This is a genomic window from Pseudonocardia sp. HH130630-07, assembly GCF_001698125.1.
Classification (GTDB): Bacteria; Actinomycetota; Actinomycetes; order Mycobacteriales; family Pseudonocardiaceae; genus Pseudonocardia.
Map to the genome: position 1 here is coordinate 3213231 of NZ_CP013854.1, position 22845 is coordinate 3236075.

The following is a 22845-nucleotide window of genomic DNA, read 5'->3' on the forward strand; positions in this document are numbered from 1 at the left end:
GTCGGGCCTGTGCAAGGAACGGTGGTTCCGGCCCGACACGCCGGGCTCGGGTCCGGTGGGATGGGCACTGTGAGTGATGACATCGGACCTTGTGGGTTCAGCCAAGGATGAGACGGGTTCAGGGCGTCAGCTCTCGCCCGAGCAGGCCGCCGCGGCGGCGATGGTGGCCGACGCGCGAGCACGCGGCCTGGAGCTGACCGGCCCGGATGGGCTGTTGAAGCTGTTCACCAAGAACGTTCTGGAGACTGCGCTCGGGGAGGAGATGACCGAGCACCTCGGGCATGCAAAGAACCGGGCCGACCCGGACCGGGAATCGACGAACAACCGGAACGGTCACCGGTCGAAGACGGTGATCTCCGATGCTGTCGGGGAGGTCGAGATCGAGGTGCCGAGAGACCGCGACTCGACGTTCGAACCCCAGATCGTTCGGAAACGGCAACGGCGGTTGGGGGATGTCGATGAGATCGTGTTGTCGCTGTACGCGAAGGGTTTGACGACCGGGGAGATCTCGGCGCATTTCTCGGAGATCTACGGGGCGTCGGTGTCGAAGGAGACCGTCTCACGGATCACCGACTCGGTGATCGCCGAGATGCAGGAATGGGTGTCGCGGCCACTCGATGCGGTGTACGTCGCGGTCTTCGTGGACGCGATCATGGTGAAGGTCCGCGACGGGCAGGTCGCCAACCGGCCCGTCTACGCGGCGATCGGGGTCACCGTCGACGGCCGCAAGGACGTGCTGGGCCTGTGGGCCGGCTCCGGTGGTGAGGGCGCGAAGTTCTGGCTGGGGGTGCTGACCGACCTGCGTAACCGCGGCATGCGGGACGTGTTCTTCCTGGTCTGCGACGGGTTGAAAGGCCTGCCCGAGGTGGTGGAGAACGTGTGGCCACAGACCATCGTGCAGACATGCATCGTGCACTTGATCAGGAACTCGTTCCGGTTGACGTCGCGGCGTGACACCGATGCGATCAAGCGAGGGATTCGGGCGATCTACACGGCCCCCACCGCCGACGCCGCTCTCGCTGCTCTCGATGACCTCGACGAGAAATGGGGTCGCACTTATCCGGCGATGATCCGGTTGTGGCGCAACGCCTGGACCGAGTTCGTTCCGTTCCTCGACTACGATGCCGAGATCCGTGCCGTGTTGTGTTCGACGAACGCGATCTGGGTGTTTAGATCAAGGAGTCGGTCAGGGCGTTGCTTCCCCGGCCGATGCTCGAGGCGGCCAGCCCTGACTCTGAACGCTATTGACGCCGTGAGGCTGTCTTCGATTCGAAGTGTCGGGCTGGCCGCGTGAGCGCAGGCCCGCGGTGCCTGGCTTGAAGAGAGCCTGCCTGACTCAACCCAGATCTGCCGACACCGCGGGCCTGCGCTGTCCACGATAGGCCACGCAGACGGGAACAAGTGTTGACGCACGAACACGGTGTCGCGGGGATCGATCCTCACAAGAATACGGCTACCATCGCAGTCCTCGATCATCGAGGCGGCGTGGTCGACAACAAGTCCTTCTCCATCACCAAGGGCGGTATCGATGAGCTGCTGACGTTCCTGCTCGGTGTCGAGCTGACGATCGACCGGATCGGCATCGAAGGATCGGGATTTCTCGGCCAGCCGCTGGTCCTCGCGCTCGCGGCCGCGGGTTACGACGTGCGCGAAGTCCAAGCCAACCGCACCGCGGAGCGGCGTAAGCGTCGTCGTCGGGCCAAGACCGACGCCGAGGACGCGGAGGCCATCGCCCGAGAGGCCCTCAGCGACCCCGAGCTGCCTCCGGCCGGGAAGCACACCGCGCCCAGCCCGACATGGCAGACGCTCACGGTGATCCGCGACTGGCGTGAATCTCTTGTCCTGCAGCGTGTTCGGCTGCTCACCGAGTCCGAAGCAGTACTCGTCACGCTCCCCGTCGCCATCCGCGCCACGTTGCCCTCGACCAGCCGCGTTCTCCCGCAGCTCCAGTCCCTGGTCGACGGCGTCGCGAACCCCGATCTGCTCAGCCCAGCCGAGCGGCTCAAGCTCGACCGGCTCGCGGCCAGCCTGAACGACATCATCACCCTGACGGCGCGGATCAAGGAACTCGACCGACAGATTCCCGCCCTCCTCAGCGACCTTGGCTGCACCCTCACAGAGGTCCGCGGTGTCGGCGTGGTCACAGCCATGGATCTTCTGGTCGAGATCGGCGATCCGTGCCGGTTCACGACCGAGGCCCAGTTTGCACGCTGGTGCGGAATCGCGCCCGTCGCCCTCTCGTCGGGTGAAGGTCACGGGCCGGCCCGTCGGCACCGACTCGACCTCGGCGGCAATCGAGCTGTCAACTCTGTTCTGCACATCGTGCACGTCACGCAAGTCCGATGCCACCCGCCGGCGAAAGAGTACATGGCGAAACGGGTCACCGACAACAAGACAAAACGTGAGGCTCGGCGAAGCCACAAGCGGCAGCTCGCGAACATCATCATCAGACACATGTGGACCGACGCAAGACGCTCCACGGCGACCACACCGACCAGCTCCGCAGCTGCTGCTTGACAAGAGAGCTTCGAATCACTCAACGCCCGCTACCGCCGAGCGGTACGGGCGCGAGGGCATTTCCCCAGCGAGGCGGCCGCGTTGAAATGCCTGTATCTTGTGACCCGCAGCCTCGACCCGACCGGGCGAGGCCGCGCACGGTGGACGATCCGCTGGAAGCCGGTGATCAACGCCTTCGCGATCACGTTCGGTGACCGCTGGCCGTCCGCCGAGCACTACTGACCAACAACGCCGGAACCACCGTTCCTGTTACAGACCCTGATGTCCAGGCAGGTTGGTCAGGCGACTGATCGGCGGTAGGCCGTTGGTTGCGCTGTGGGGCCGGTGGTGATTGTAGAAGTGCAGCCAGCCGGGGAGCGCGTCTCGCCGAGCCGTTTCGCAGGGGTGGAAGCGGGCGTATGCCCACCCGTCGGCGAGGGTGCGGTGGAAACGTTCGATCTTGCCGTTGGTCTGAGAGCGTGTTTGAGAAGGGTCGGCGTGTCTGCGCTGGATGCGTCCGGGTGTGGTCCATCGTGGAGGAGTGGCTCGGCGTAGGCGGCGGTACCCCTCGGACACCAGCGATGAGCAGTGGGCGTTGATCGAGCCGCTGCTGCCAGCGGCGGGGGCGGGAGGCCGGCCGGAGAAGCACGCGCGCCGTGATGTGGTGGATGCGATCCTCTACGTCGTGCGCGCCGGGTGCGCGTGGCGGGCTCTACCAGTGGATTTCCCGCCGTGGCAGACGGTGTACTGGTACTTCAACCGGTGGGAGCAGCAGAGGGTCACCGAGCAGATCCTCCCGATCGTGCGCCGTCAGCTACGCGCTGATGAGGGCCGCGACCCCGAACCCAGCGCGGGGATCATCGACTCGCAGTCGGTGAGGGGCGCTGACACGGTCGGGCGGGACACCCGCGGCTATGACGCCGGGAAGAAGGTCAACGGTCGGAAGCGGTTCATCGTGACCGACACCCTCGGCCTGCTGCTGACCACGATGGTGTGCTCGGCGTCGGTGCAGGACCGCGATGGCGCCAAGTCGATCCTGCTCGACCTCTACCTGCGCACGAGGGTGCGGTTCGTCTACGCCGACGCCGGGTTCGCCGGGCGCCTGCTGGACTGGGCGACCACGATCCTGCACACCAGCGTCGAGATCGTGCGCAAACCGCCTGAGCAGCGCGGATTCGCCGTCCTCCCGCGGCGGTGGGTGGTCGAGCGGACCCTGGCCTGGGTCACCGCACACCGCCGCCTGGCCCGCGACTACGAACGCCACCCCGCAGTGTCCGAGGCCATGATCCGCTGGGCGGCGATCAACACCATCACCCGCCGCATCGCCCGTGGCGAACCCGCCCGACGCCAGCAGAAGTACGTAGTCACACCCTCAACATGATCTTCTCAAACACTCTCTGAGGCCGGTAGGGCCGGGTTCGCTTGTGGGTGATGCCCAGTTCGCTGCAGGTGTCACGCCAGGCGTGTGAGCGGTAGCAGCTGCCGTTGTCGGACAGGACCCGTTCGACGGTCACGCCGCGGGCGTTCAACCAGTCCACGGCCCGGCGTAGCACACCGGTGGCGGTGTCGGCTTTCTCGTCGCTGTGGATCTCGGCGTAGGCGACGCGGGAGTGGTCGTCGATGACGGTGTGGACGAACGCTCTGCCGGTGCGCGGCTTGTAGTCGGTTCCCCTGGGCAGCCCGGGAGTGGACCGCTTGTTCAGGGCGCCTTGTCGGCGTCCGACGAAGCGGTGTCCGCCTCCGTCGGGGATGTTGCCGAACTTGGTGACGTCGACGTGGATCAACGAGCCGGGGTGTGGGTGTTCGTAGCGGCGTAGGGGCTCGCCGGTGACCCGGTCGATGTGGGAGAGCCGGTTGATCCGGCAGCGGCGCAGGACCGCGTGCACGGTCGAGGCGGCGAGAGCGAGTCGGCCGCCGATCTGTACTGGTCCGAGTCGGTGGTGCCACCGCAGTCGCACGATCTGCTTCACCAGCCTCGGCGGGGTCTTGGCCGGCATCGACCGTGGTCGGGAGCTGCGGTCGACCATCCCGGGCGGGCCCTCGGCGCGGTAGCGGTCAGCCCACTTTCGGGCGGTGCGAGGGGCGACCATGAACATTCTGGCCGCGGTGGAGCAGGTCCAGTCCTGGTCGGCGATCAGACGGGCCAGCCGTAGCCGGGCACGCGGAGTCAGCGCAGCGTTAGCGTGGGTCACAAGGGCCTCCGGTTGGTGAAGCGGTTCCTAGACAGCTCCACTTCACAACCGGGGGTCCTCGCCTGTCTCAGCGACAGGCCGTCATCAGCTCAACCTGGAACAACGTCCATGGACATCACACCTGATATGGAGGTCACTTCTGTCAAGTGGGCAGGGGTGATCGGCCCCTCGATATCTGGTATCGGGGCTGCTCAGGGCGGTTGTGGGCCCGACGGGGCCGGGTGGGTGGAGGCGTGTCGGCTCGACGCGCGGTCAGACTGATATACGCGGGTTGGTCACCGCATGACCGGGTGTTCGTCGGGAGCGTTCCGCGAGTCTAGGGGCGAGCGTCGCCTCGTCCCGAGCTGATCGGGGCTGAGCTGCTCATAGCTGTATCGCGGGTCGCTCCTCGCGCTGCCTGCATCCTCTCCCGACTCCCGCCGGGGTCTGTGGCGGCCGAGCCAGAGGCTCAGCCGGTTCTCGCTGCGGCCGTTTCCTCGAGGGTGGCCAGGCTCCAGCACCAGCCGGCGAGCTCGCGGGCGACCGCGACGACAGCCACGGTCGGTCGCTTGTTGCGGTGGTCCAAGCGGGTCCAGCGCTGGTGCAGGCGCCGGTTCCCGGCGTCGGCGCGGTCGCGGACCACGGCGGGTTGCCCATCGGCGCGTCGGGCCCGTTCCCGGCTCGGGCGCAGCGGGCGGCGGTGGTGCCAGGCCGCTTCGACCAGCAGCCGCCGGGCATGCGAGTTACCGGTCTTGGTGATCCCGCCCTGGACCCGCCGCGACCCGGAGGAGAACTCCGAGGGCACCAGCCCGAGGTAGGAGCCGATGGTGGCGCCGGTGAACCGGTGCCAGTCGGCGACCTCGACGCACAGCCCGGTCGCGGTCAGCGTCGAGACGCCCCGCAGACACGACAGCCGCCCGACCGGCCCGGCCAACACCGGGTCGCTGGCGGCCATCTCGACGATCGCAGCGTCGAGCCGAGCCCGGCGGGCATGGACGGTGAACACCGCATCCAGGGCCTCGTCGAAGGCGAGCTGGACACCGCGCCGGTCGAAGTGGTGACTGCGCAGCCAGACCTCGTGCGCGGCGGTCCAGGCGGTGTTGTCCCAGACCAGGCCCTGGCGCAGCAGCAGCTTGGAGAGACGGTGGCGGGCCCGCATCAGGTCGCTGCGGCAGTCCTCGCGAGCCCGGACCAGGTCCCGGGCGGCTTCTTCGGCCTCGGTCGGGACCCGCACCCCGGGGACCTCACCGATCCGCAGCAACCGCGCCAGCCGCTCCGCGTCGCGCCGGTCGGTCTTGACCTTGTCCCCGGACGGTCGCTCGATCTTCGACGGCGCCACGACCTCGCAGGCCACACCCGCGGCCCGCAGCGCCCGCGCCAGCCCGAATCCGGTCGGGCCGGCCTCGTAGCAGGCCATCACCGGACCGGGCTGCGCACGCACCCACTCCACGATCTGCTCAGTCCGCGCCCCGATCCGCTGCGTCCGGATCTCAGCTGCACTCTCCTCGATCGCGCAACCGATCACTGATCGCGCATGGACGTCCAACCCGACCCACGTACCCTCGCCCGACACCGGCGCCTCCCCGTAAATGCGGCACCGTCACCCAACGACGGCGACCCGCGCCAACTTACGAGCGGAGGCGCCGGCCTCCATACGGTCTAGGGCGTGTCTCCCAGATAGGCGGAGCGGGGTGCGCGATGCTTGATCGGTGCCGCGTACCGCTGTCCTGACTGATGTCCAGTGGGCCCGTCTGGCGCCGCTGTTGCCCTCTTCCGAGGGTCGTCGCGGGTGCCCGTTCCGCGATGACCGCCGGGTGCTCGAGGGGATCATCTACCGGTATCGGTGCGGGCTTCCCTGGCGCGACGTCCCAGCCGAGTTCGGGCCGTGGCAGACGTTGTGGAAGCGGCACCGCCGCTACAGCGGCGACGGCACCTGGGACCACATCCTGGCTGCTCTTCTGGTCGAGGCCGACGCCGCCGAGGTGCTCGGGTGGGCGGTCAGCGTGGACTCCACGATCATCCGTGCCCACCAGCACGCCGCGACCCTCAAGCGCGACATAGGGGGCCGGATCGAACTACACGAATCTGCTCGCCGAACCAGCAGATCACGCGCTGGGACGGTCCCGCGGAGGGCTGTCGACGAAGATCCACCAGCTCGTTGACGGGCACGGCCGCCCGCTGGTGGTCCTCCTCGGCCCCGGCCAGGGCGGCGACTCGCCAATGTTTCCGCACCTGATGGCGCGCCTGAGCATCGCCCGACCGGGCCCGGGACGACCCCGGACCCGGCCTGAACGCGTGCGCGCGGACAAGGCCTACTCCTCACGCGCGATCCGCCGGCACCTGCGCGAGCGCCGGATCATCGCTGTCATTCCGGAGCCCTCTGACCAGCAGGGACACCGCAAACGACGGGGCTCACGCGGCGGCCGACCGCCCGCATTCGATCCGGTCGACTACCGAAACCGCAACGTCGTCGAGTGCGGGTTCTGCCACGTCAAGCAGTGGCGCGGGCTGGCCACCCGTTACGACAAGCTCGCCCTGACCTTCCGCGGCGGCGCCGTCCTGAAGGCGATCGTCACCTGGCTCCGCGCATTGGGAGACACACCCTAGGACCGGTGCGGAGAGCGCCGGCACGCACCGCGAGGATGGAGGGCGTGAACGCACCCGAGCACCCCGCCGACCACCCCAGGGTCGCCGCCGTCAAGGAGGCGCTGCGCCGGGCCGGAGCCGACCCGGCCTCGATCGCCGGGCTGGTCCTGCTCCCGGACGCGGTGACCACCGCGGCCGCCGCCGCGGCGGCGCTGGAGGTCGAGGTCGGCCAGATCGCGAACTCGCTGGTGTTCGACGCGGACGGCGAGCCGCTGCTGGTGCTGACGTCGGGCCGGCACCGGGTGGACACCGCACGGGTGGCCGGCCTCCTGGGCGTCACCCGGGTCGGCCGGGCCGACAAGGAGTTCGTGCGGGCGGCGACCGGACAGGTCATCGGCGGGGTCGCCCCGGTCGGGCACCCGGCGCCGGTGCGCACCCTGGTCGACGTCGCCCTCGGTGACTACGAGCGGGTGTGGGCGGCCGGTGGCGTCGCCCGTTCGGTCTTCCCGACGACGTTCGCCGAGCTGGTCGCGGTCACCGGCGGGACGGCCGCCGAGGTCGGGTAGCGGCCCGGGTATTCCCGCCCGCGCGGTGATGCTCCGCCCGGATCGGACACCTCGCCCCGGTGGGCCCGGAAACCTAGTGTGGCTGTCATGGCCGACATTCCCGCTGCCCCCGATCCGGCCGGGACCGTACCGACCGATCCCGGCACCGCCAGCACCCCGCCCGCGCCCCCGGAACCGGCCCCGTCGGAGTCGGCCCCGTCGGAGTCGGCCCCGTCGGAGTCGGCACTGCGCCGGGCGCTGCGGCGGGTCCGTGACGGGGCGACCCTGGACGTCACCGAGGCCGCCGTCCTGCTCGCCGCCCGCGGGGAGCACCTCGACGAGCTGCTGACCCACGCCGGCCGGGTCCGGGACGCCGGTCTGGTCGAGGAGGGCCGTCCGGGCGTCGTCACCTACTCCCGCAACGTGTTCATCCCGCTGACCCGGCTGTGCCGGGACCGGTGCCACTACTGCACGTTCGCCACCGTCCCGCACCGGCTCGAGTCGATGTTCCTGGAGCGCGACGAGGTCGTCGAGATCGCCCGGCAGGGTGCGGCACAGGGCTGCAAGGAGGCCCTGTTCACGCTCGGGGACCGGCCCGAGGACCGCTGGCCGCAGGCCCGCGAGTGGCTGGAGGCCCGGGGCTACGACTCGACGCTGGACTACGTCCGGGCGTGCGCGATCGCGGTGCTGGAGGAGACCGGGCTGCTGCCGCACCTGAACCCGGGCGTCCTGTCCTGGGCGGAGATCACCCGGCTCAAGCCGGTCGCAGCCAGCATGGGGATGATGCTGGAGACCACCTCGGAGCGGCTGTTCGCCAAGGGCGGCCCGCACTTCGGCAGCCCGGACAAGGAGCCCGCGGTCCGGCTCCGCGTGCTCGCCGACGCCGGCCGGGTCGGCGTCCCGTTCACCACCGGGATCCTGATCGGGATCGGGGAGAACCGCACCGAGCGGGCCGAGTCGCTGTTCGCGATCCGGTCCGCGGCGCGGGCGCACGGGCACGTGCAGGAGGTCATCGTCCAGAACTTCCGGGCCAAGCCCGACACCGCGATGGCGAACGATCCGGACGCCGATCTCGGCGACCTGGCCGCCACCATCGCCGTCGCCCGGATCGTGCTGGGCCCGAAGGTCCGGCTGCAGGCCCCGCCGAACCTCGTCGGCGACGAGCAGGCGCTGATGCTGCGCGCCGGGATCGACGACTGGGGCGGGGTGTCCCCGGTGACCGTCGACCACGTGTCCCCGGAGATGCCGTGGCCCGCGGTCGACGAGCTGGCCCGGGTGACCGCGGCCGAGGGGTTCGAGCTGCGCGAGCGGCTCACCGCGTACCCGAAGTTCGTGCGGGCCGGGTCGCCGTGGATCGACACCCGGCTGCACGGCCACGTCGCCGCGCTCGCGACGCCGGACGGGCTCGCCGCCCCGGACGCCGTCGTCGAGGGCCGATCGTGGCAGGAACCGGACGGCGGCTTCGCGTCCACCGGCCGGACCGACCTGCACACCGCCGTCGACACCGAGGGCCGGACCGAGGACCGGCGCAGCGACTTCGGCTCGGTCTACGGCGACTGGTACGAGGTCGCCGCCGAGCTGGCGTCCCAGCGCTCACGGGCCCCGGAGCGGCTCGACGGCGACGTGCGCGCGGGCCTGGACCTGGCCGCGTCCGACCCGGCCGCGCTGCTGGACCCGGCGAACGAGGCCGCGGCGATGGCCGTCCTGACCGGGGAGGGGCCCGCGCTGCGGGAGCTGACCCGGCTCGCCGACGACGTCCGCAGGCAGGTCAACGGCGATGACGTCACCTACGTCGTCAACCGGAACATCAACTTCTCCAACGTCTGCTACGTCGGCTGCCGGTTCTGCGCGTTCGCCCAGCGTGAGCGGGACGCCGACGCGTTCCGGCTCTCCCTGGACGAGGTCGCGCAGCGGGCCGCGGAGGCCGCCCGGGACGGCGCGACCGAGGTCTGCGTGCAGGGCGGCATCGACCCGCAGCTGCCGGTGACGTTCTACGCCGACCTGGTGCGTGCGGTGACCGCGGCGGTGCCGGGGATGCACGTGCACGCGTTCTCGCCGATGGAGATCGTCTCGGCGTCGGCGAAGGCCGGGGTGTCGATCCGGGAGTGGCTGACCGAGCTGAAGGCGGCCGGCCTCGGCTCGATCCCGGGCACCGCCGCGGAGATCCTCGACGACGAGGTCCGCTGGGTGCTGACCAAGGGCAAGCTGCCGGCGTCGCAGTGGATCGAGGTCGTCTCGACCGCGCACGAGCTGGGCATCGCGAGCTCGTCGACGATGATGTACGGCCACGTCGACGAGCCCCGGCACTGGCTCGGGCACCTGCGCACGCTGGCCTCGGTGCAGGACCGGACCGGTGGATTCACCGAGTTCGTCCCGCTGCCGTTCGTGCACCACAACGCGCCGATCTACCTCGCCGGGATCGCCCGGCCGGGGCCGACGGAGCGGGACAACCGGGCGGTGCACGCGTTCGCCCGGCTGGCCCTGCACGGGCGGATCGACCACGTCCAGGTGTCCTGGGTCAAGCTGGGGGACGAGCTCGCCGGGCAGGTCCTCGCCGGTGGTGCCGACGACATGGGCGGCACGCTCATGGAGGAGACCATCAGCCGGATGGCCGGGTCGGAGAACGGCTCGGAGCGCTCGGTCGAGGAGCTGACCGCGATCGCGCACGCCGCCGGGCGCCCGGTCCGGCAGCGCACGACGACCTACCGGGGCGAGCCGTCGGTGCTCACCCCGGCCCGGCCGTCGGGGCCCCGGATGCTGCCGCTCGCCCCGGCCTGACCGCGCCGGCCCCCGCTCACCGCGGTGCGGACCGTGGGCGGGGGCCCGCGCGGAGGAGGCCGGCGGGGGCGTGATGTCCGTACCGTGGTCGGCATGGGCGTACTCGGAGAGATGTTCCCGCGGAAGCGGATCCACGAGGACTCGGACGCCGCACAGGGCGGGGAGCAGTGGCGGCTGGGGCCGATCGACCTGGACAAGGGCGTCGTGACGGTGGAGCCCGCCGGTGCACCGGACCCGGCGCCCGAGGATCCCGCGGCCGCCGACTCCCCGCCGGACGGAGACCGGACGCGGCCCTGAGCCACACGGCCGGCGGGATGGTGGCGACGTCCCCCTCTGCGCCGCCTCCCGTCCTGCCGGCCGTGGCCGGGCGGACCCCACCCCCCGGGTGCCGGTCCGCACCTCTGCCGATGACCACCCGCCGCGGCGGGCCCGGCCTGGTGCGCGCTCCCCGCGGCGCACCCGGCTTCGATCGACAGAGTCAGGACCAGGCTACGATCATGGTCGGAACAGGTCAAGGGAGGCGAGCAGGTGCGGCCGCAGGATCTGGGCGCCGTGGCGCGTGGTCTCGGGCTGCTGGCCGACACCTGGACGCTGCTGATCCTGCAACGCGCCTTCCTCGGAACCCGCAGGTACGCGGGCTGGCGCGAGACCCTCGACATCTCCGACGCCACGCTGTCCGGGCGGCTGCGCTCGCTCGTCGAATCCGGTCTGCTGACGACCCGTCCGTATCGGGAGGGTGGCCGGGAACGGCGGGAGTACGCGCTCACCCCGCGCGGTGAGGACGTCTGGAAGCTGCTGATCTCGACCTGGGACTGGGAGAAGACCTGGGTGCCCCGCGACGTCCCGCTGCCCGCGATCGTGCACCGGGGCTGCGGCGAGTCCGCCGGGGTGCTCCTGCGCTGCGCCGCCTGCGACGCCGTGGTCGGCGTGGGGGACACCGAGGTCCACCGGACGCCCGGGGCGCCGGGTCCCGAGGCGCTGCCCCGGCAGCACCCGCGGCGCACCCGTGGCGCGCTGCCGGTCGATCCGCTGTCGTTCCTGCCGGGTGCCATGGAGATCGTCGGCGACCGGTGGGGCGCGACCGTGCTCGGCGCGGCGCTGGCCGGGATCCGCTCGTTCAACGGCTTCGTCGCCGAGCTGGGGATCTCCCCCGAGGTGCTGTCGGACCGGCTGCGCCGGTTCGTCGAGCTCGGGGTCCTGGTGCGCCGCGGGACGGGGGAGTACCGGCTCACCGACAAGGGGCGCGCGGCCTTCCCGATCCACGCCTGCCTCGTGGACTGGTCGCACCGCTGGTTCGGGGCCGACGGCGCCCCGATCGACTTCGTGATCCGGCACCGGGCCTGCGGCGAGATCCTGGTGGTGCGGCTGGCCTGCGACCGGTGCGGGCTGGCGTTCGACCGGAGATCGGTGTCCCCGGCCCCGCCGCGCCGGCCGGGTGCGCGACGATGAACCCATGACCGCCGACCGCCGCCCCCGGGTGCTCTCCGGGATCCAGCCGACCGCCGACTCGTTCCACCTCGGCAACTACCTGGGTGCGCTGCGGCAGTGGGTCGCCCTGCAGGAGGACCACGAGGCCTTCTACTGCGTCGTCGACCTGCACGCGATCACCGTCGAGCACGACCCGGCGGAGCTGGCCCGGCGGACCAGGGTCGCCGCGGCCCAGCTGCTCGGCCTCGGGCTCGACCCGGACCGGTGCAGCCTGTTCGTGCAGTCGCACGTCCCCGAGCACGCCCGGCTGAGCTGGGTCCTGGAGTGCATCACCGGTTTCGGCGAGGCCGGCCGGATGACCCAGTTCAAGGACAAGTCGGCGAAGCAGGGCACCGACCGGGCGACCGTCGGGCTGTTCACCTACCCGATCCTGCAGGCCGCCGACATCCTGCTCTACCAGGCGGACCGGGTCCCGGTCGGCGAGGACCAGCGCCAGCACCTGGAGCTGACCCGCAACCTCGCGCAGCGGTTCAACCACCGCTTCGGCGAGACCTTCCGGGTGCCGGAGGCGCACATCCCGCAGGCCACGGCGAAGATCTACGACCTGCAGGAGCCGACGGCGAAGATGAGCAAGTCGGCGTCGTCGCCGTCGGGGATCGTGGAGTTGCTGGACCCGCCGAAGACCTCGGCGAAGAAGATCCGCTCGGCGGTCACCGACAACGACCGCGAGATCCGCTACGACCCGGAGCACAAGCCGGGGATCGCCAACCTGCTCACGATCAACGCCGCGATGACCGGCCGCGCGATCGGCGAGGTCGAGACGGAGTACGCCGGGCGCGGCTACGGGGACCTGAAGAAGGACCTGGGGGAGATCGTCGCCGGGTTCGCCGAGCCGTTCGCGGCGAAGGTGAACGGCTACCTGGCCGACCCGGCGGAGCTCGACCGGGTGCTGGCGCGGGGCGCCACCCGGGCGCGCGAGGTCTCCGGCGCGACACTGGCCGCGGTTCACGAGAGGATCGGACTCCTCCCGCCCTCGGTGTGACCGGCACTCCCGGGGTGGGCGAGCACGAGGCGACCCCGGGGGAACGCGATGGCCGACAACCGTCCGACGACGACGGCGCACGGGCTGGACGACGACGAGGACGGCCCGACCTTCCTCGAACGCCAGCGCGAGAAGCACCCGTGGCTCGACCATCTCGTCCGGGCCGGCGCGGGGTACACCGAGAACCACGGTGACCACTACGCCGCGGCGATCACCTACTTCTCGATCCTGGCGCTGGTCCCGCTGCTGATGGTCGGGTTCGCCGCGGCCGGGTTCGTGCTCCGGGGGAACCCGGAGCTGCTGATGCAGCTGCGCGACGGCATCGCCTCGGCGGCGCCGGGGCAGATCGGCGAGCTGCTGGGCGGCATCGTCGAGACCGCGATCAACCGGGCCGGGGCGATCGGCCTGGTCGGTCTGGTCGGTGCGCTCTACTCGGGTATCGGCTGGATGAGCAACCTGCGCGAGGCGCTCACCGAGCAGTGGGGGCAGCGCGACGACGCGCCGCCGATGATCAAGCGGCTGGCGTTCGACCTGCTCGCGCTGGTCGGGCTCGGGCTGGCGCTGGTCGCGTCGTTCGCGATCTCGTCGGTGGGCGGCGCGCTGGGCACCTACCTGCTCGGACTGGTCGGCCTCGGCGAGGCCGGCTGGGCCCGGTTCCTGCTGCAGGTCGCGTCGTTCCTGCTGGTGCTCGCGGGCAACTGGCTGGTGTTCCTCTGGGTGATCGCCCGGTTGCCGCGGGAGCCGGTCGCGCTGCGCAGCGCGATGAAGGCGGCCCTGCTCGGCGCCGTCGGGTTCGCGGTCCTGCAGCGGGTGATGGTCGTCTACCTGGGCTCGGTGACCAACTCGGCGGCCGGAGCGGCGTTCGGCTCGATCCTCGGTCTGCTGGTCTTCATCTTCTTCACCTCCCGGTTCCTGCTGTTCGTCACCGCGTGGGCGGCCACCGCCCAGGAGAACGACCAGGGCCCGCGGGACCTGCCGGCACCCGCCGTCCTCCGTCCGCAGTACGTCGTGCGGGAGGGACCGGGGGCGCTGGCGTCGGCCGGGCTGCTCACCGCGGGCATCGTCGGCGGGGTGCTGGGCGTGCGGGCCTGGGGCCGCCGGCGGCGCTGACCCGCCCCGGGGTCAGCCGCGGTCCCGCCGGCGCTGCCGCAGCGGGACGAGCACCAGCGCCGCCATGCCGACGAGTGCGGCCGCGCCGCCCGCCACCAGCGTCACCGGTCCCGGACCGGCGGGTGCCGGGGCGGCGGGCGGTGGCGGGACGGGTGCGGGTGCCGGGGCGGCCGGCGTGGGTGCCGGTGCGTCCCGGACCGGGTCGACGAGCGTCCCGAGCCGGTCGTCGGGGGCACCGGCGCCCCAGTCCAGCAGGGCGCTCGCCTGGTCGACCATCCGCACCGGGCGCTGCTCCCCGCGGACCAGCGCGACGACCAGCCGCCGGCCCCCCCGCTCGGCGGCGCCGACGAAGGTGTGCCGGGCGGCGTCGGTGAACCCGTTCTTGCCGCCGAGGAACCCCGGGGTGCCGACCAGACGGTCGTCGTTGCCGAGCTCGAAGGGCGGACGGTCGCCGAACCCGGGGAAGGTGACGCTCGGCGTGCGCATCGCCGCGGCGATCCGCGGGCGCTGCAGGGCCGCCTGCAGGAACAGCGCCAGGTCGTAGGCCGAGGACGCCATCCCCGGGCCGTCCAGCCCGGCCGGGGTCGCGGGCCGGGTGTCGCGGGCGCCGAGCGCGGCGGCGGTCCGCTGCATCGCGGCGAGCGTCGGCGGTAGCCCGCCGAGCTCGCGGGCCAGCGCGTTCGCGGCGTCGTTGCCGGAGGCGAGCAGCAGCCCGTGCAGCAGCTGGTCGACGGTGTAGCGCCTGCCCGGGCCCAGGCCGGCCCGGCTGCCCTCGATGTTCGCGTCCTCCACGGTGCCGGTGACGACCCGGTCCGGTGCCAGCTCGTCGTCCACGACCAGCGCGAGCAGCAGCTTGACCGTCGACGCCGGCCGCTGCCGCGCGTGCGGCGTGCGGGCGGCGAGCACCGCGCCGGAGTCCAGGTCGGCCACGACGTAGGACGCGGCGCCGACCGGGGGCGGCGGCACCGCACCCACGTGCTCCTCGGTGCAGACGTCGAGCGCGCCGACCGGGGGGTCGGGCACCGGCAGCGGGTCCGGCGCGGCCCCGGTCGTCTCCTCCTCGGCGGGTGGCCCCGGCGGGACGGCCTGTCCGGGACAGCCGCCGGGCTGCGCCGCGACCGGCGGCGCCGCCACCGCCGTTCCCGCGGTCGCGATCAGGAGCCCCGCCACCAGCCCGGTCACCGCGCTGCGCCGCCACCGGCGGGCCCTCGTCGTCACACCCGGAAGCATGCCCCATCCGGCGGGCTCACCCGGTCGTGCCGTTCGCCGGGCCGTCCTCGACGAGGGACTTCACCCGCTCGAGGCTGTGCTGCAGCCCCGAGCGCATCAGGGCCTCGCGGTCCCGGCCGAGGAGCCCGCTGCGCTGCAGCAGCCGGACCGGCAGCGAGGTGCGCCCCACGTTCTCCCGCCAGGCGACGACGTGGGTCCCCGCGTGATCGTCGGCGGGGGTGAGCACCCAGCCCCACGCCGTCCGGGACTCGGTGACGACGAAGGTGAACCGGTGCGGCGGCTCGCACTCGGTGACCCGGCAGTGCGTCGACCAGCGGATCCGTCCGCGCCGGTTCCCGCCGACGAAGCGGGCGCCCACCGCGGGCCCGGCCGCACCGTCGCGCCACTGCCCGCCGGTGGCCTCCGGGCTCCACTCGCCGGCCCGCGTCACGTCCGAGACCAGCGCCCACACCGCGTCCGCGGGGGCGTCCACCCGCAGCTCCGCACGATCCATGACGATCCGTCCTCCTGCTGATCGATCCGTTCTCCGATGCGGGAACGTACCGTCCGTCAACCGCTCGACGATTTCTCGTCACGGCGATGTATCGCCTCTGCCGTCCGGCCGGTGCAGCGGCTACCGTCCCGCGGAACGTGTGCTGCCGACCGGGCGGCATCGGTCGACGGGGAGGACGTTCGTGCGGATCAACCAGCGCACCGGACGACGCGGACGGGGCGCCACCGCCATCGCGGTCGGGGCCGTCGCGGTACTCGCACTGGCGGGCTGTGCCCGGGACACCGGCGGCGGGGGTGCCGCGCAGGGCGGGGAGTGCGAGCGGGTCGCCCCGCCCGCGGTCCCCGCGGCCAGCGCGCAGCCCGCCCCGGAGCAGCCGAAGGCCGACGCGAGCGCGCTGAAGGTCGGCCTCGCCTACGACATCGGCGGCCGGGGCGACGCCTCGTTCAACGACGCCGCGGCGGCCGGCCTGGACCGGGCGTCGAGCGAGCTCGGCATGCCGAAGGCCACCGAGGCGACCGCCCAGCAGGGCGAGAGCGAGGACGCCGGCACCACCCGCCTGCGCCAGCTCGCGCAGGCCGGCAACAACCCGGTGATCGCGGTCGGGTTCAACTACGTCAACGGGGTCAAGGCCGTCGCCGCCGAGTTCCCGCAGACGCAGTTCGCGATCGTCGACGACGACACCGTCGACCTGCCCAACGTGACCCCGCTGGTGTTCGCCGAGGAGCAGGGCTCGTTCCTGGTCGGCGTCGCGGCCGCGCTGAAGACCCAGACCTGCAAGGTCGGGTTCGTCGGCGGTGTGGACAACCCGCTGATCCAGAAGTTCGACGCCGGCTACGAGCAGGGCGCGAAGGCCGTCGCCCCGGACATCGAGATCGACTCGGCCTACATCTCCCCGGCTGGTGACTTCTCCGGGTTCAACGACGCGACCCGCGGCACCGAGATCGCCTCCGGCCAGTACGACGCCGGATCCGACATCTCCTTCGCCGCGGCCGGCCAGTCGAACCAGGGCGTGTTCGCCGCCGCGCAGACCGCGCAGCGCAAGGCGATCGGCGTCGACTCCGACCAGTACAACTCCCCGCAGCTGACCCAGGTCCGCGACACGATCATGACGTCGATGGTCAAGCGGGTGGACGTGGCCGTCTACGACTACATCAACGCCGTGGCCGGTGGCACCGTCGATGCCCTGCCCGACCGCTTCGACCTGCGCAACGACGGCGTCGGCTACTCCACCTCCGGTGGCCAGGTCGACGACATCAAGGCCCAGCTCGAGGCGTACCGGGCGGCCATCATCGCCGGTGAGATCCAGGTGTCGTCGACCAAGTGAGCGACACCCAGCACGCGGTCGAGCTGCGCGGGATCACCAAGCGGTTCCCCGGCGTCGTCGCGAACGACGGCGTGGACCTCGCCGTGCGCACCGGTGAGGTCCACGCGCTGTGCGGCGAGAACGGGGCCGGCAAGTCGACCCTGATGAAGATCCTCTACGGGATGCAGGCCCCGGACGAGGGGACGATCGAGGTCGGCGGGGTGGCGACGCACTTCCGCAGCCCGGCGGACGCCATCGCGGCCGGGATCGGGATGGTGCACCAGCACTTCATGCTGGCCGACAACCTCACCGTCGCGGAGAACGTCCTGCTCGGCGCCGAGAAGCGGCACGGCATCGGGCGCGCCGCGCTGGCCCGGATCGCCGAGCTGGCCGGCACGGTCGGGCTCACCGCCGGGCCGTCGGTGCTCGTCGAGCACCTGGGCGTCGCCGACCGGCAGCGGATCGAGATCCTCAAGGTGCTCTACCGCGGCGCCCGCACGGTGATCCTCGACGAGCCGACCGCGGTGCTGGTCCCGCAGGAGGTCGACGAGCTGTTCGCGACCGTCCGGTCGATGCAGGCCGACGGCTACACGTTCCTGTTCATCTCGCACAAGCTCGACGAGGTGCGGGCGGTGGCGGACCGGATCACGGTGATCCGCCGCGGCCGCACGGTCGGCACCGCCGATCCCGGGTCGGTGACGAACTCCCAGCTGGCCGAGATGATGGTCGGCTCCGAGCTGCCGTCGCCGGAGACCCGCGACTCCACCGTGACCGACCGCGAGGTGCTCCGGGTCTCCGGGCTCGGGCTCACCGACCCGCGGGGCGGCCGGGACCTGCTCGACGGCGTCGATCTCGTGGTGCGGGCCGGTGAGGTGCTGGGTATCGCCGGCGTCGAGGGCAACGGCCAGACCGAGCTGGTCGAGACGATCATGGGGATGCGCCGGCACACCCGCGGCCGGATCTCCCTCGACGGCGACGACGTCTCGTCGCTGTCCACGATGGCCCGCCGCGAGCGCGGCGTCGGCTACGTCCCGGAGGACCGCTCCCGGCACGCCCTGCTCGGCGACCAGCCGCTGTGGGCGAACCGGATCCTGGGCTTCCAGTCCCGGGCCCCGATCGGGCGCCGCGGGCTGATCGACCGGTCCGCGGCCCGCGCCGACACCGAGCGGATCGTGGCCTCCTTCGACGTCCGCACGCCGGGGATCGACGTCACCGCCTCGGCGCTGTCCGGCGGCAACCAGCAGAAGCTGGTCGTCGGCCGGGAGCTGTCCGGGGACCCGATCCTGCTGATCGCGGCGCACCCGACCCGGGGCGTCGACGTCGGCGCGCAGGCCGGGATCTGGGCCGAGCTGCGCCGGGCCAGGGCCGCGGGGCTCGCGGTACTGCTGGTCTCGGCCGACCTCGACGAGCTGATCGGGCTGTCCGACACGCTCGCCGTCATCCTCGACGGACGGCTGGTCGGCACCGCCGACCCGGCCACCGTCACCCCGGAGGAGCTGGGTACGACGATGACGGGAGCCGCGACGTGATCCGGCTGCGGGGCGCGATCGTGGCGCCGGTGCTGGCCGTCGGTGTCGCCGCGCTGCTGTGCGCGGTGGCGCTGCTCGTCAGCGGCGCCTCGCCGTGGACGGCGCTCACCACCATCCTGGCCCAGCTCGGCTCGGGCACGATCGCCGTCGACACGGTGAACTCCGCGGCGGTCTACTACATCGCCGCGCTGGCGGTCGCGATCGGCTTCCAGATGCGGCTGTTCAACATCGGCGTGGAGGGGCAGTTCCGGGTCGCGGCCTGCCTGGCCGCGATCGTCGGCGGGACGGTCGTCCTGCCGCCGGTGCTGCACACGCTGCTGATCCTCGTGGTCGCCATGCTGTCCGGTGCCGCGTGGATCGCGATCCCGGCGCTGCTCAAGGCCTACCGCGGGGTCTCCGAGGTCATCTCCACGATCATGCTGAACGCGATCGCCACCGGCCTGATCGCGTTCCTGATCCGGGCCGAGACCTTCGGCGAGCTGCGCGGCAACAACATCACCACCCCGCCGATCCCGGAGTCCGGCTGGTTCCCCGGCATCCCGGTCGGCGACAGCGAGATCTTCGGGATGGTGGTCGTCGCCGCCGTGCTCGGCGCCGGCTACTGGTTCCTGCTCGGCCGGACCCGGTTCGGGTTCGAGCTGCGGGCGTCGGGCGAGTCGGCGACGGCGGCGTCGGCCGGCGGGGTGAACGCGCGCCGGACGATCGTCGTCGCGCTGCTCGCCTCCGGCGCGATCGCCGGGCTGATCGGACTGCCCGAGCTGCTCGGCCGCGACCACGCCTACACCCTCACCTCGCCGCAGGGGTACGGCTTCACCGGCATCGCGATCGCGCTGCTGGGCCGCAACCACCCGATCGGCATCGCGCTCGGGGCGCTGCTCTGGGCCTTCCTGGACAAGTCCGCGGTCGCACTCGACGTCGTCGGGATCCAGCGGGAGATCGTGCTGATCATGCAGGGGCTGATCGTGCTGTCGGTGGTCGTCGCCTACGAACTGGTCCGGCGGGTGGAGCGGCGGGCCGAGCAACGCCGGGTCGCGGTCGCCGCGCCCGAACCCGCGGGGGTGGGCTCGTGACCGCCGCCGTGCTGCAGCGGGCCGCGGCCCTGCCCCGGTGGGCCCGGTCGGCGCTGCTCGCCGCCGGGCTGGTGCTCGTCCTGTCGATCACCGTGACGCTGACCGGCCAGACCCAGCTGGCGTCGTCCGGGACCTCGGAGGCCGCGGTCCGGCTGGGCCTGCCGATCCTGTTCGCCGCGCTCGGCGGCCTGTGGGCCGAACGCGCGGGGATCATCAACATCGGCCTCGAGGGCATGATGGTGCTGGGCACCTGGGGCGCGGCCTGGGCCGGCTACCAGTGGGGGCCGTGGGCCGCGCTGCTGGGCGGGCTGGCGTTCGGTGCGCTGGGCGGGCTGGTGCACGCCGTCGCGACGGTGACGTTCGGCGTCAACCACATCGTCTCCGGGGTCGCGATCACGCTGCTCGGCACCGGGCTCACGAAGTACCTGGCGACGCTGGTGTTCACCCCGGTGTCGCAGAACCCGCGCCAGTCCCCGCGGCTGGAGGGCTTCGAGCAGTTCTCGGTGCCCGGCCTGTCGCCGGGGCTGCAGGCGCTCGAGGCCCAGCAACGGGTGTTCGTCTCCGATCTCGCCGGGCTGCTCTCCGGCCTGGTCACCGGGCTGACGCCGATCGTCGTGCTGGGGGTCGGGCTGGTCCCGCTGAGCTACTGGATCCTCTGGCGGACGCCGTTCGGTCTCCGGCTGCGCAGCACCGGCGAGTCCCCGGTCGCCGCGGAGTCGCTCGGGGTGAACGTGGTCGCCCACAAGTACGCGGCCGTCGTGATCTCCGGGGCGCTGGCCGGGCTCGGCGGCGCGGCGCTCGTCCTCAACCCGGGCCAGCTCAGCTACCTGGAGAATCAGGTCGGCGGCCGGGGCTACATCGGGCTCGCCGCGATGATCTTCGGCAACTGGCGGCCGGCCGGGCTGCTCGTCGGGTCGGCGCTGTTCGGCTACGTCGACGGCCTGCAGCTGCGGGCCGGCGGCGAGGCGGTGCACGCCCTGCTCTACGGCGCGACCCTGGTCGCGGTGGCCGTCGCCGTGCTGTGGGCGATCCGCCGGATGTGGACGGCCACCGCCGTCGCGCTCGGCGCCGGTGTCGCCGTCTACGCCCTGTACTGGACGATCGAGTCGGTGCCGTCGGAGTTCGCGTCCTACGCCCCGCAGCTGGTCACGCTGATCGTGCTCGCGGTGGCGTCGCAACGACTACGGCCACCCGCCCGGCTCGGTGATCCGTACCAACGCGGGGAGGGCGGCTAGATGGACCCCGACTGGCCCTCCCTGCGGGACGCCGCCGTCGCCGCGGCCGCCGGGGCCTGGGCGCCCTACTCCGGGCTGCACGTCGGCGCCGCGGCCCTGGTCGACGACGGCCGGGTGATCACCGGCTGCAACGTCGAGAACGCCTCCTACGGCCTCGGCGTCTGCGCCGAGGTCACCCTGGCCGGGCAGCTGCGGCTCACCGGCGGCGGCCGGCTGGTCGCCGTGGCCTGCCGGTCGGGCACCGGTGACCTGCTGATGCCGTGCGGCCGGTGCCGCCAGGTCCTCTACGAGTTCGGTGGCCCGGACCTCCTGTGCGACACCCCCCGTGGCGTGCTCGGCTTCACCGAGGTCCTCCCCGACGCGTTCGGCCCGGAGCACCTGCCGTGAGCTCCGTCCGACCGTCCGGCCGGGCGCCGGTGTGCCGATCGATCGGGAAGTGGGGTGACGGGGGCCGTGGGTTCCGGTAGCGGGTTCAGTGCCGTCGAGGTCATCGCGGACAAGCGGGACTGCCGGGGGCTGAGCCGCGAGCAGATCGGGTGGGTGGTCGACGCCTACACCAGCGGCGAGGTCGCCGACGAGCAGATGTCCGCGCTCGCGATGGCCATCCTGCTCAACGGGATGGACGCCGCGGAGACCGCGCACTGGACCCAGGCGATGATCGACTCCGGCGAGGTGCTGGACTTCGGCGACGTCGGCCGCCCGCTGGTCGACAAGCACTCCACCGGCGGGGTCGGGGACAAGATCACCCTGCCGCTGGCCCCGCTCGTCGCGGCCTGCGGCGCCGCGGTCCCGCAGCTGTCCGGGCGCGGCCTGGGGCACACCGGCGGCACCCTGGACAAGCTGGAGTCGATCCCCGGGTGGCGGGCCGCGCTGTCCACCGACGAGATCCGGGCCCAGCTCGCCGACGTCGGCGCGGTGATCTGTGCGACCACCCCGACGCTGGCCCCGGCCGACCGGCGGCTCTACGCGCTGCGCGACGTGACCGGCACCGTCGAGTCGGTCCCGCTGATCGCCAGCTCGATCATGAGCAAGAAGCTGGCCGAGGGCACCGGCGGCCTGGTCCTGGACGTCAAGGTCGGTTCCGGCGCGTTCATGAAGACCGCGGCCCGGGCCGGGGAGCTGGCCGACGCGATGACCGCGATCGGTGCCGCGCACGGCCTCCCGACGACCGCCCTGCTCACCGACATGTCCCGGCCGCTGGGGCGGTGCGTCGGCAACGCGCTGGAGGTCGCCGAGTCGGTCGAGGTGCTGCGCGGGCACGGCCCCGCCGACGTCGCCGGGCTGACGGTCGCGCTGGCCCGGGAGATGCTGGCGCTGGCCGGGGTCACCGGGACCGATCCCGCCGAGGTGCTGGCCTCCGGCGCGGCGCACCCGTTCTGGGAACGCATGATCGCCGCCCAGGGCGGCGACCCGGACGCGCCGCTGCCCGTCGCCGCGCACGTCGAGACGGTCACCGCGGACCGCTCCGGGGTGTTCGCCGGGGCGGACGCGCTGGCCGTCGGGACGGCGGCCTGGCGGCTCGGCGCCGGCCGGGCGCGCAAGGAGGACCCGGTGCAGGCCGGTGCCGGGGTGCGGATGCTCGCCGTCCCCGGGGACGAGGTCCGCCCCGGCACCCCGCTGCTGGAACTGCACACCGACACCCCGGAGCGGTTCCCGGACGCCCACCGGGCGCTCGCCGGGGCCGCGCTGCTGGTGACCGCCGACCCACCGGCGCAGCGCCCGCTCGTACTCGACGCGCGCCGCCCCGGCTGACCCGGCCGCCCCGGCCGACCCGGCCGACCCGGAGTTCATCCGGCGTTGTCCCGCGCGTCGCGGCACGGCCGGGGGTG

At 72.5% G+C, this 22845-nt stretch carries 17 protein-coding genes and 5 pseudogenes; 17 read left to right on the top strand and 5 right to left on the bottom strand.

Going from position 1 to position 22845, the window contains the following annotated elements:
* Positions 1-76: 76 nt before the first annotated feature.
* The 3 genes and pseudogenes from AFB00_RS15610 to AFB00_RS33275 all read left to right on the top strand — a co-directional run.
* Positions 77-1186, top strand: a pseudogene (locus tag AFB00_RS15610) (IS256 family transposase); the annotation flags it as partial.
* Positions 1187-1401: 215 nt separating this feature from the next.
* Complete coding sequence (locus tag AFB00_RS15615; RefSeq protein WP_083275376.1) at positions 1402-2517, top strand: IS110 family transposase; 1116 nt, start codon at positions 1402-1404, stop codon at positions 2515-2517.
* A 6-nt stretch (positions 2518-2523) separates the two neighbouring features.
* A pseudogene (locus AFB00_RS33275) lies at positions 2524-2739 on the top strand (transposase); the annotation flags it as partial.
* A gap of 27 nt (positions 2740-2766) precedes the next feature.
* Here the strand turns inward: AFB00_RS33275 and AFB00_RS31955 are convergent.
* A pseudogene (locus AFB00_RS31955) lies at positions 2767-2976 on the bottom strand (integrase core domain-containing protein); the annotation flags it as partial.
* A gap of 31 nt (positions 2977-3007) precedes the next feature.
* Between AFB00_RS31955 and AFB00_RS15620 the strand changes: the two are divergent.
* Entirely contained in the window at positions 3008-3877 is an 870-nt protein-coding gene (locus AFB00_RS15620; RefSeq protein WP_068795877.1) for an IS5 family transposase, read from the top strand.
* A gap of 16 nt (positions 3878-3893) precedes the next feature.
* Here the strand turns inward: AFB00_RS15620 and AFB00_RS15625 are convergent.
* Positions 3894-4688, bottom strand: a pseudogene (locus tag AFB00_RS15625) (IS481 family transposase); the annotation flags it as partial.
* A 448-nt stretch (positions 4689-5136) separates the two neighbouring features.
* On the bottom strand, positions 5137-6240 hold the full coding sequence (locus AFB00_RS15630; protein WP_197520039.1) for an IS110 family transposase: 1104 nt from the start codon (positions 6238-6240) through the stop codon (positions 5137-5139).
* Positions 6241-6376: 136 nt separating this feature from the next.
* On the opposite strand from AFB00_RS15630, the pseudogene AFB00_RS31960 reads away from it, so the two are divergent.
* From AFB00_RS31960 to yhjD, 7 genes and pseudogenes are all read left to right on the top strand, one after another.
* A pseudogene (locus AFB00_RS31960) lies at positions 6377-7274 on the top strand (IS5 family transposase).
* Between the two features lie 35 nt (positions 7275-7309).
* Entirely contained in the window at positions 7310-7819 is a 510-nt protein-coding gene (locus AFB00_RS15645) for a YbaK/EbsC family protein (protein ID WP_068797848.1), read from the top strand.
* Between the two features lie 87 nt (positions 7820-7906).
* Positions 7907-10576 (top strand): bifunctional FO biosynthesis protein CofGH, encoded by a 2670-nt coding sequence (locus tag AFB00_RS15650; protein ID WP_442965806.1) that lies wholly within the window; start codon positions 7907-7909, stop codon positions 10574-10576.
* A 93-nt stretch (positions 10577-10669) separates the two neighbouring features.
* On the top strand, positions 10670-10873 hold the full coding sequence (locus tag AFB00_RS15655; RefSeq protein WP_156819554.1) for a hypothetical protein: 204 nt from the start codon (positions 10670-10672) through the stop codon (positions 10871-10873).
* Positions 10874-11104: 231 nt separating this feature from the next.
* The gene (locus AFB00_RS15660) at positions 11105-12025 is read left to right on the top strand and encodes a winged helix-turn-helix transcriptional regulator (RefSeq protein ID WP_068797850.1); all 921 of its coding nucleotides are present in this window, start codon (positions 11105-11107) and stop codon (positions 12023-12025) included.
* A 4-nt stretch (positions 12026-12029) separates the two neighbouring features.
* Entirely contained in the window at positions 12030-13046 is a 1017-nt protein-coding gene (gene trpS / locus AFB00_RS15665) for a tryptophan--tRNA ligase (protein ID WP_068797851.1), read from the top strand.
* 48 nt (positions 13047-13094) lie between these two features.
* Positions 13095-14156: an inner membrane protein YhjD gene (yhjD, locus tag AFB00_RS15670; protein WP_083275555.1), complete on the top strand. Its 1062-nt coding sequence runs from the start codon at positions 13095-13097 to the stop codon at positions 14154-14156.
* Positions 14157-14168: 12 nt separating this feature from the next.
* On the opposite strand, the gene AFB00_RS15675 is transcribed toward yhjD, so the two are convergent.
* Positions 14169-15374 carry a D-alanyl-D-alanine carboxypeptidase family protein gene (locus AFB00_RS15675; protein ID WP_231973948.1) on the bottom strand — a complete coding sequence of 402 codons (1206 nt, stop codon included), beginning with the start codon at positions 15372-15374 and terminating at the stop codon, positions 14169-14171.
* 28 nt (positions 15375-15402) lie between these two features.
* Complete coding sequence (locus AFB00_RS15680; RefSeq protein WP_068797853.1) at positions 15403-15879, bottom strand: SRPBCC family protein; 477 nt, start codon at positions 15877-15879, stop codon at positions 15403-15405.
* Between the two features lie 181 nt (positions 15880-16060).
* Here AFB00_RS15680 and AFB00_RS15685 point away from each other — a divergent pair, with 181 nt between their 5' ends.
* The 6 genes from AFB00_RS15685 (at position 16061) to AFB00_RS15710 (ending at position 22768) form a co-directional block, all read left to right on the top strand.
* Positions 16061-17203, top strand: coding sequence for a BMP family lipoprotein (locus tag AFB00_RS15685; protein WP_083276049.1), 1143 nt, complete (start codon positions 16061-16063; stop codon positions 17201-17203).
* On the top strand, positions 17200-18711 hold the full coding sequence (locus tag AFB00_RS15690) for an ABC transporter ATP-binding protein (protein WP_068797854.1): 1512 nt from the start codon (positions 17200-17202) through the stop codon (positions 18709-18711). Before AFB00_RS15685 ends, AFB00_RS15690 begins: the two co-directional genes overlap by 4 nt.
* Positions 18708-19781, top strand: coding sequence for an ABC transporter permease (locus tag AFB00_RS15695; RefSeq protein ID WP_068797855.1), 1074 nt, complete (start codon positions 18708-18710; stop codon positions 19779-19781). Before AFB00_RS15690 ends, AFB00_RS15695 begins: the two co-directional genes overlap by 4 nt.
* Positions 19778-21016 (top strand): ABC transporter permease, encoded by a 1239-nt coding sequence (locus AFB00_RS15700; RefSeq protein WP_068797856.1) that lies wholly within the window; start codon positions 19778-19780, stop codon positions 21014-21016. Before AFB00_RS15695 ends, AFB00_RS15700 begins: the two co-directional genes overlap by 4 nt.
* Positions 21017-21403, top strand: coding sequence for a cytidine deaminase (locus AFB00_RS15705; protein WP_068797857.1), 387 nt, complete (start codon positions 21017-21019; stop codon positions 21401-21403). It begins immediately after the preceding gene.
* A gap of 66 nt (positions 21404-21469) precedes the next feature.
* Positions 21470-22768 carry a thymidine phosphorylase gene (locus AFB00_RS15710; RefSeq protein WP_068797858.1) on the top strand — a complete coding sequence of 433 codons (1299 nt, stop codon included), beginning with the start codon at positions 21470-21472 and terminating at the stop codon, positions 22766-22768.
* Positions 22769-22845: the final 77 nt, after the last annotated feature.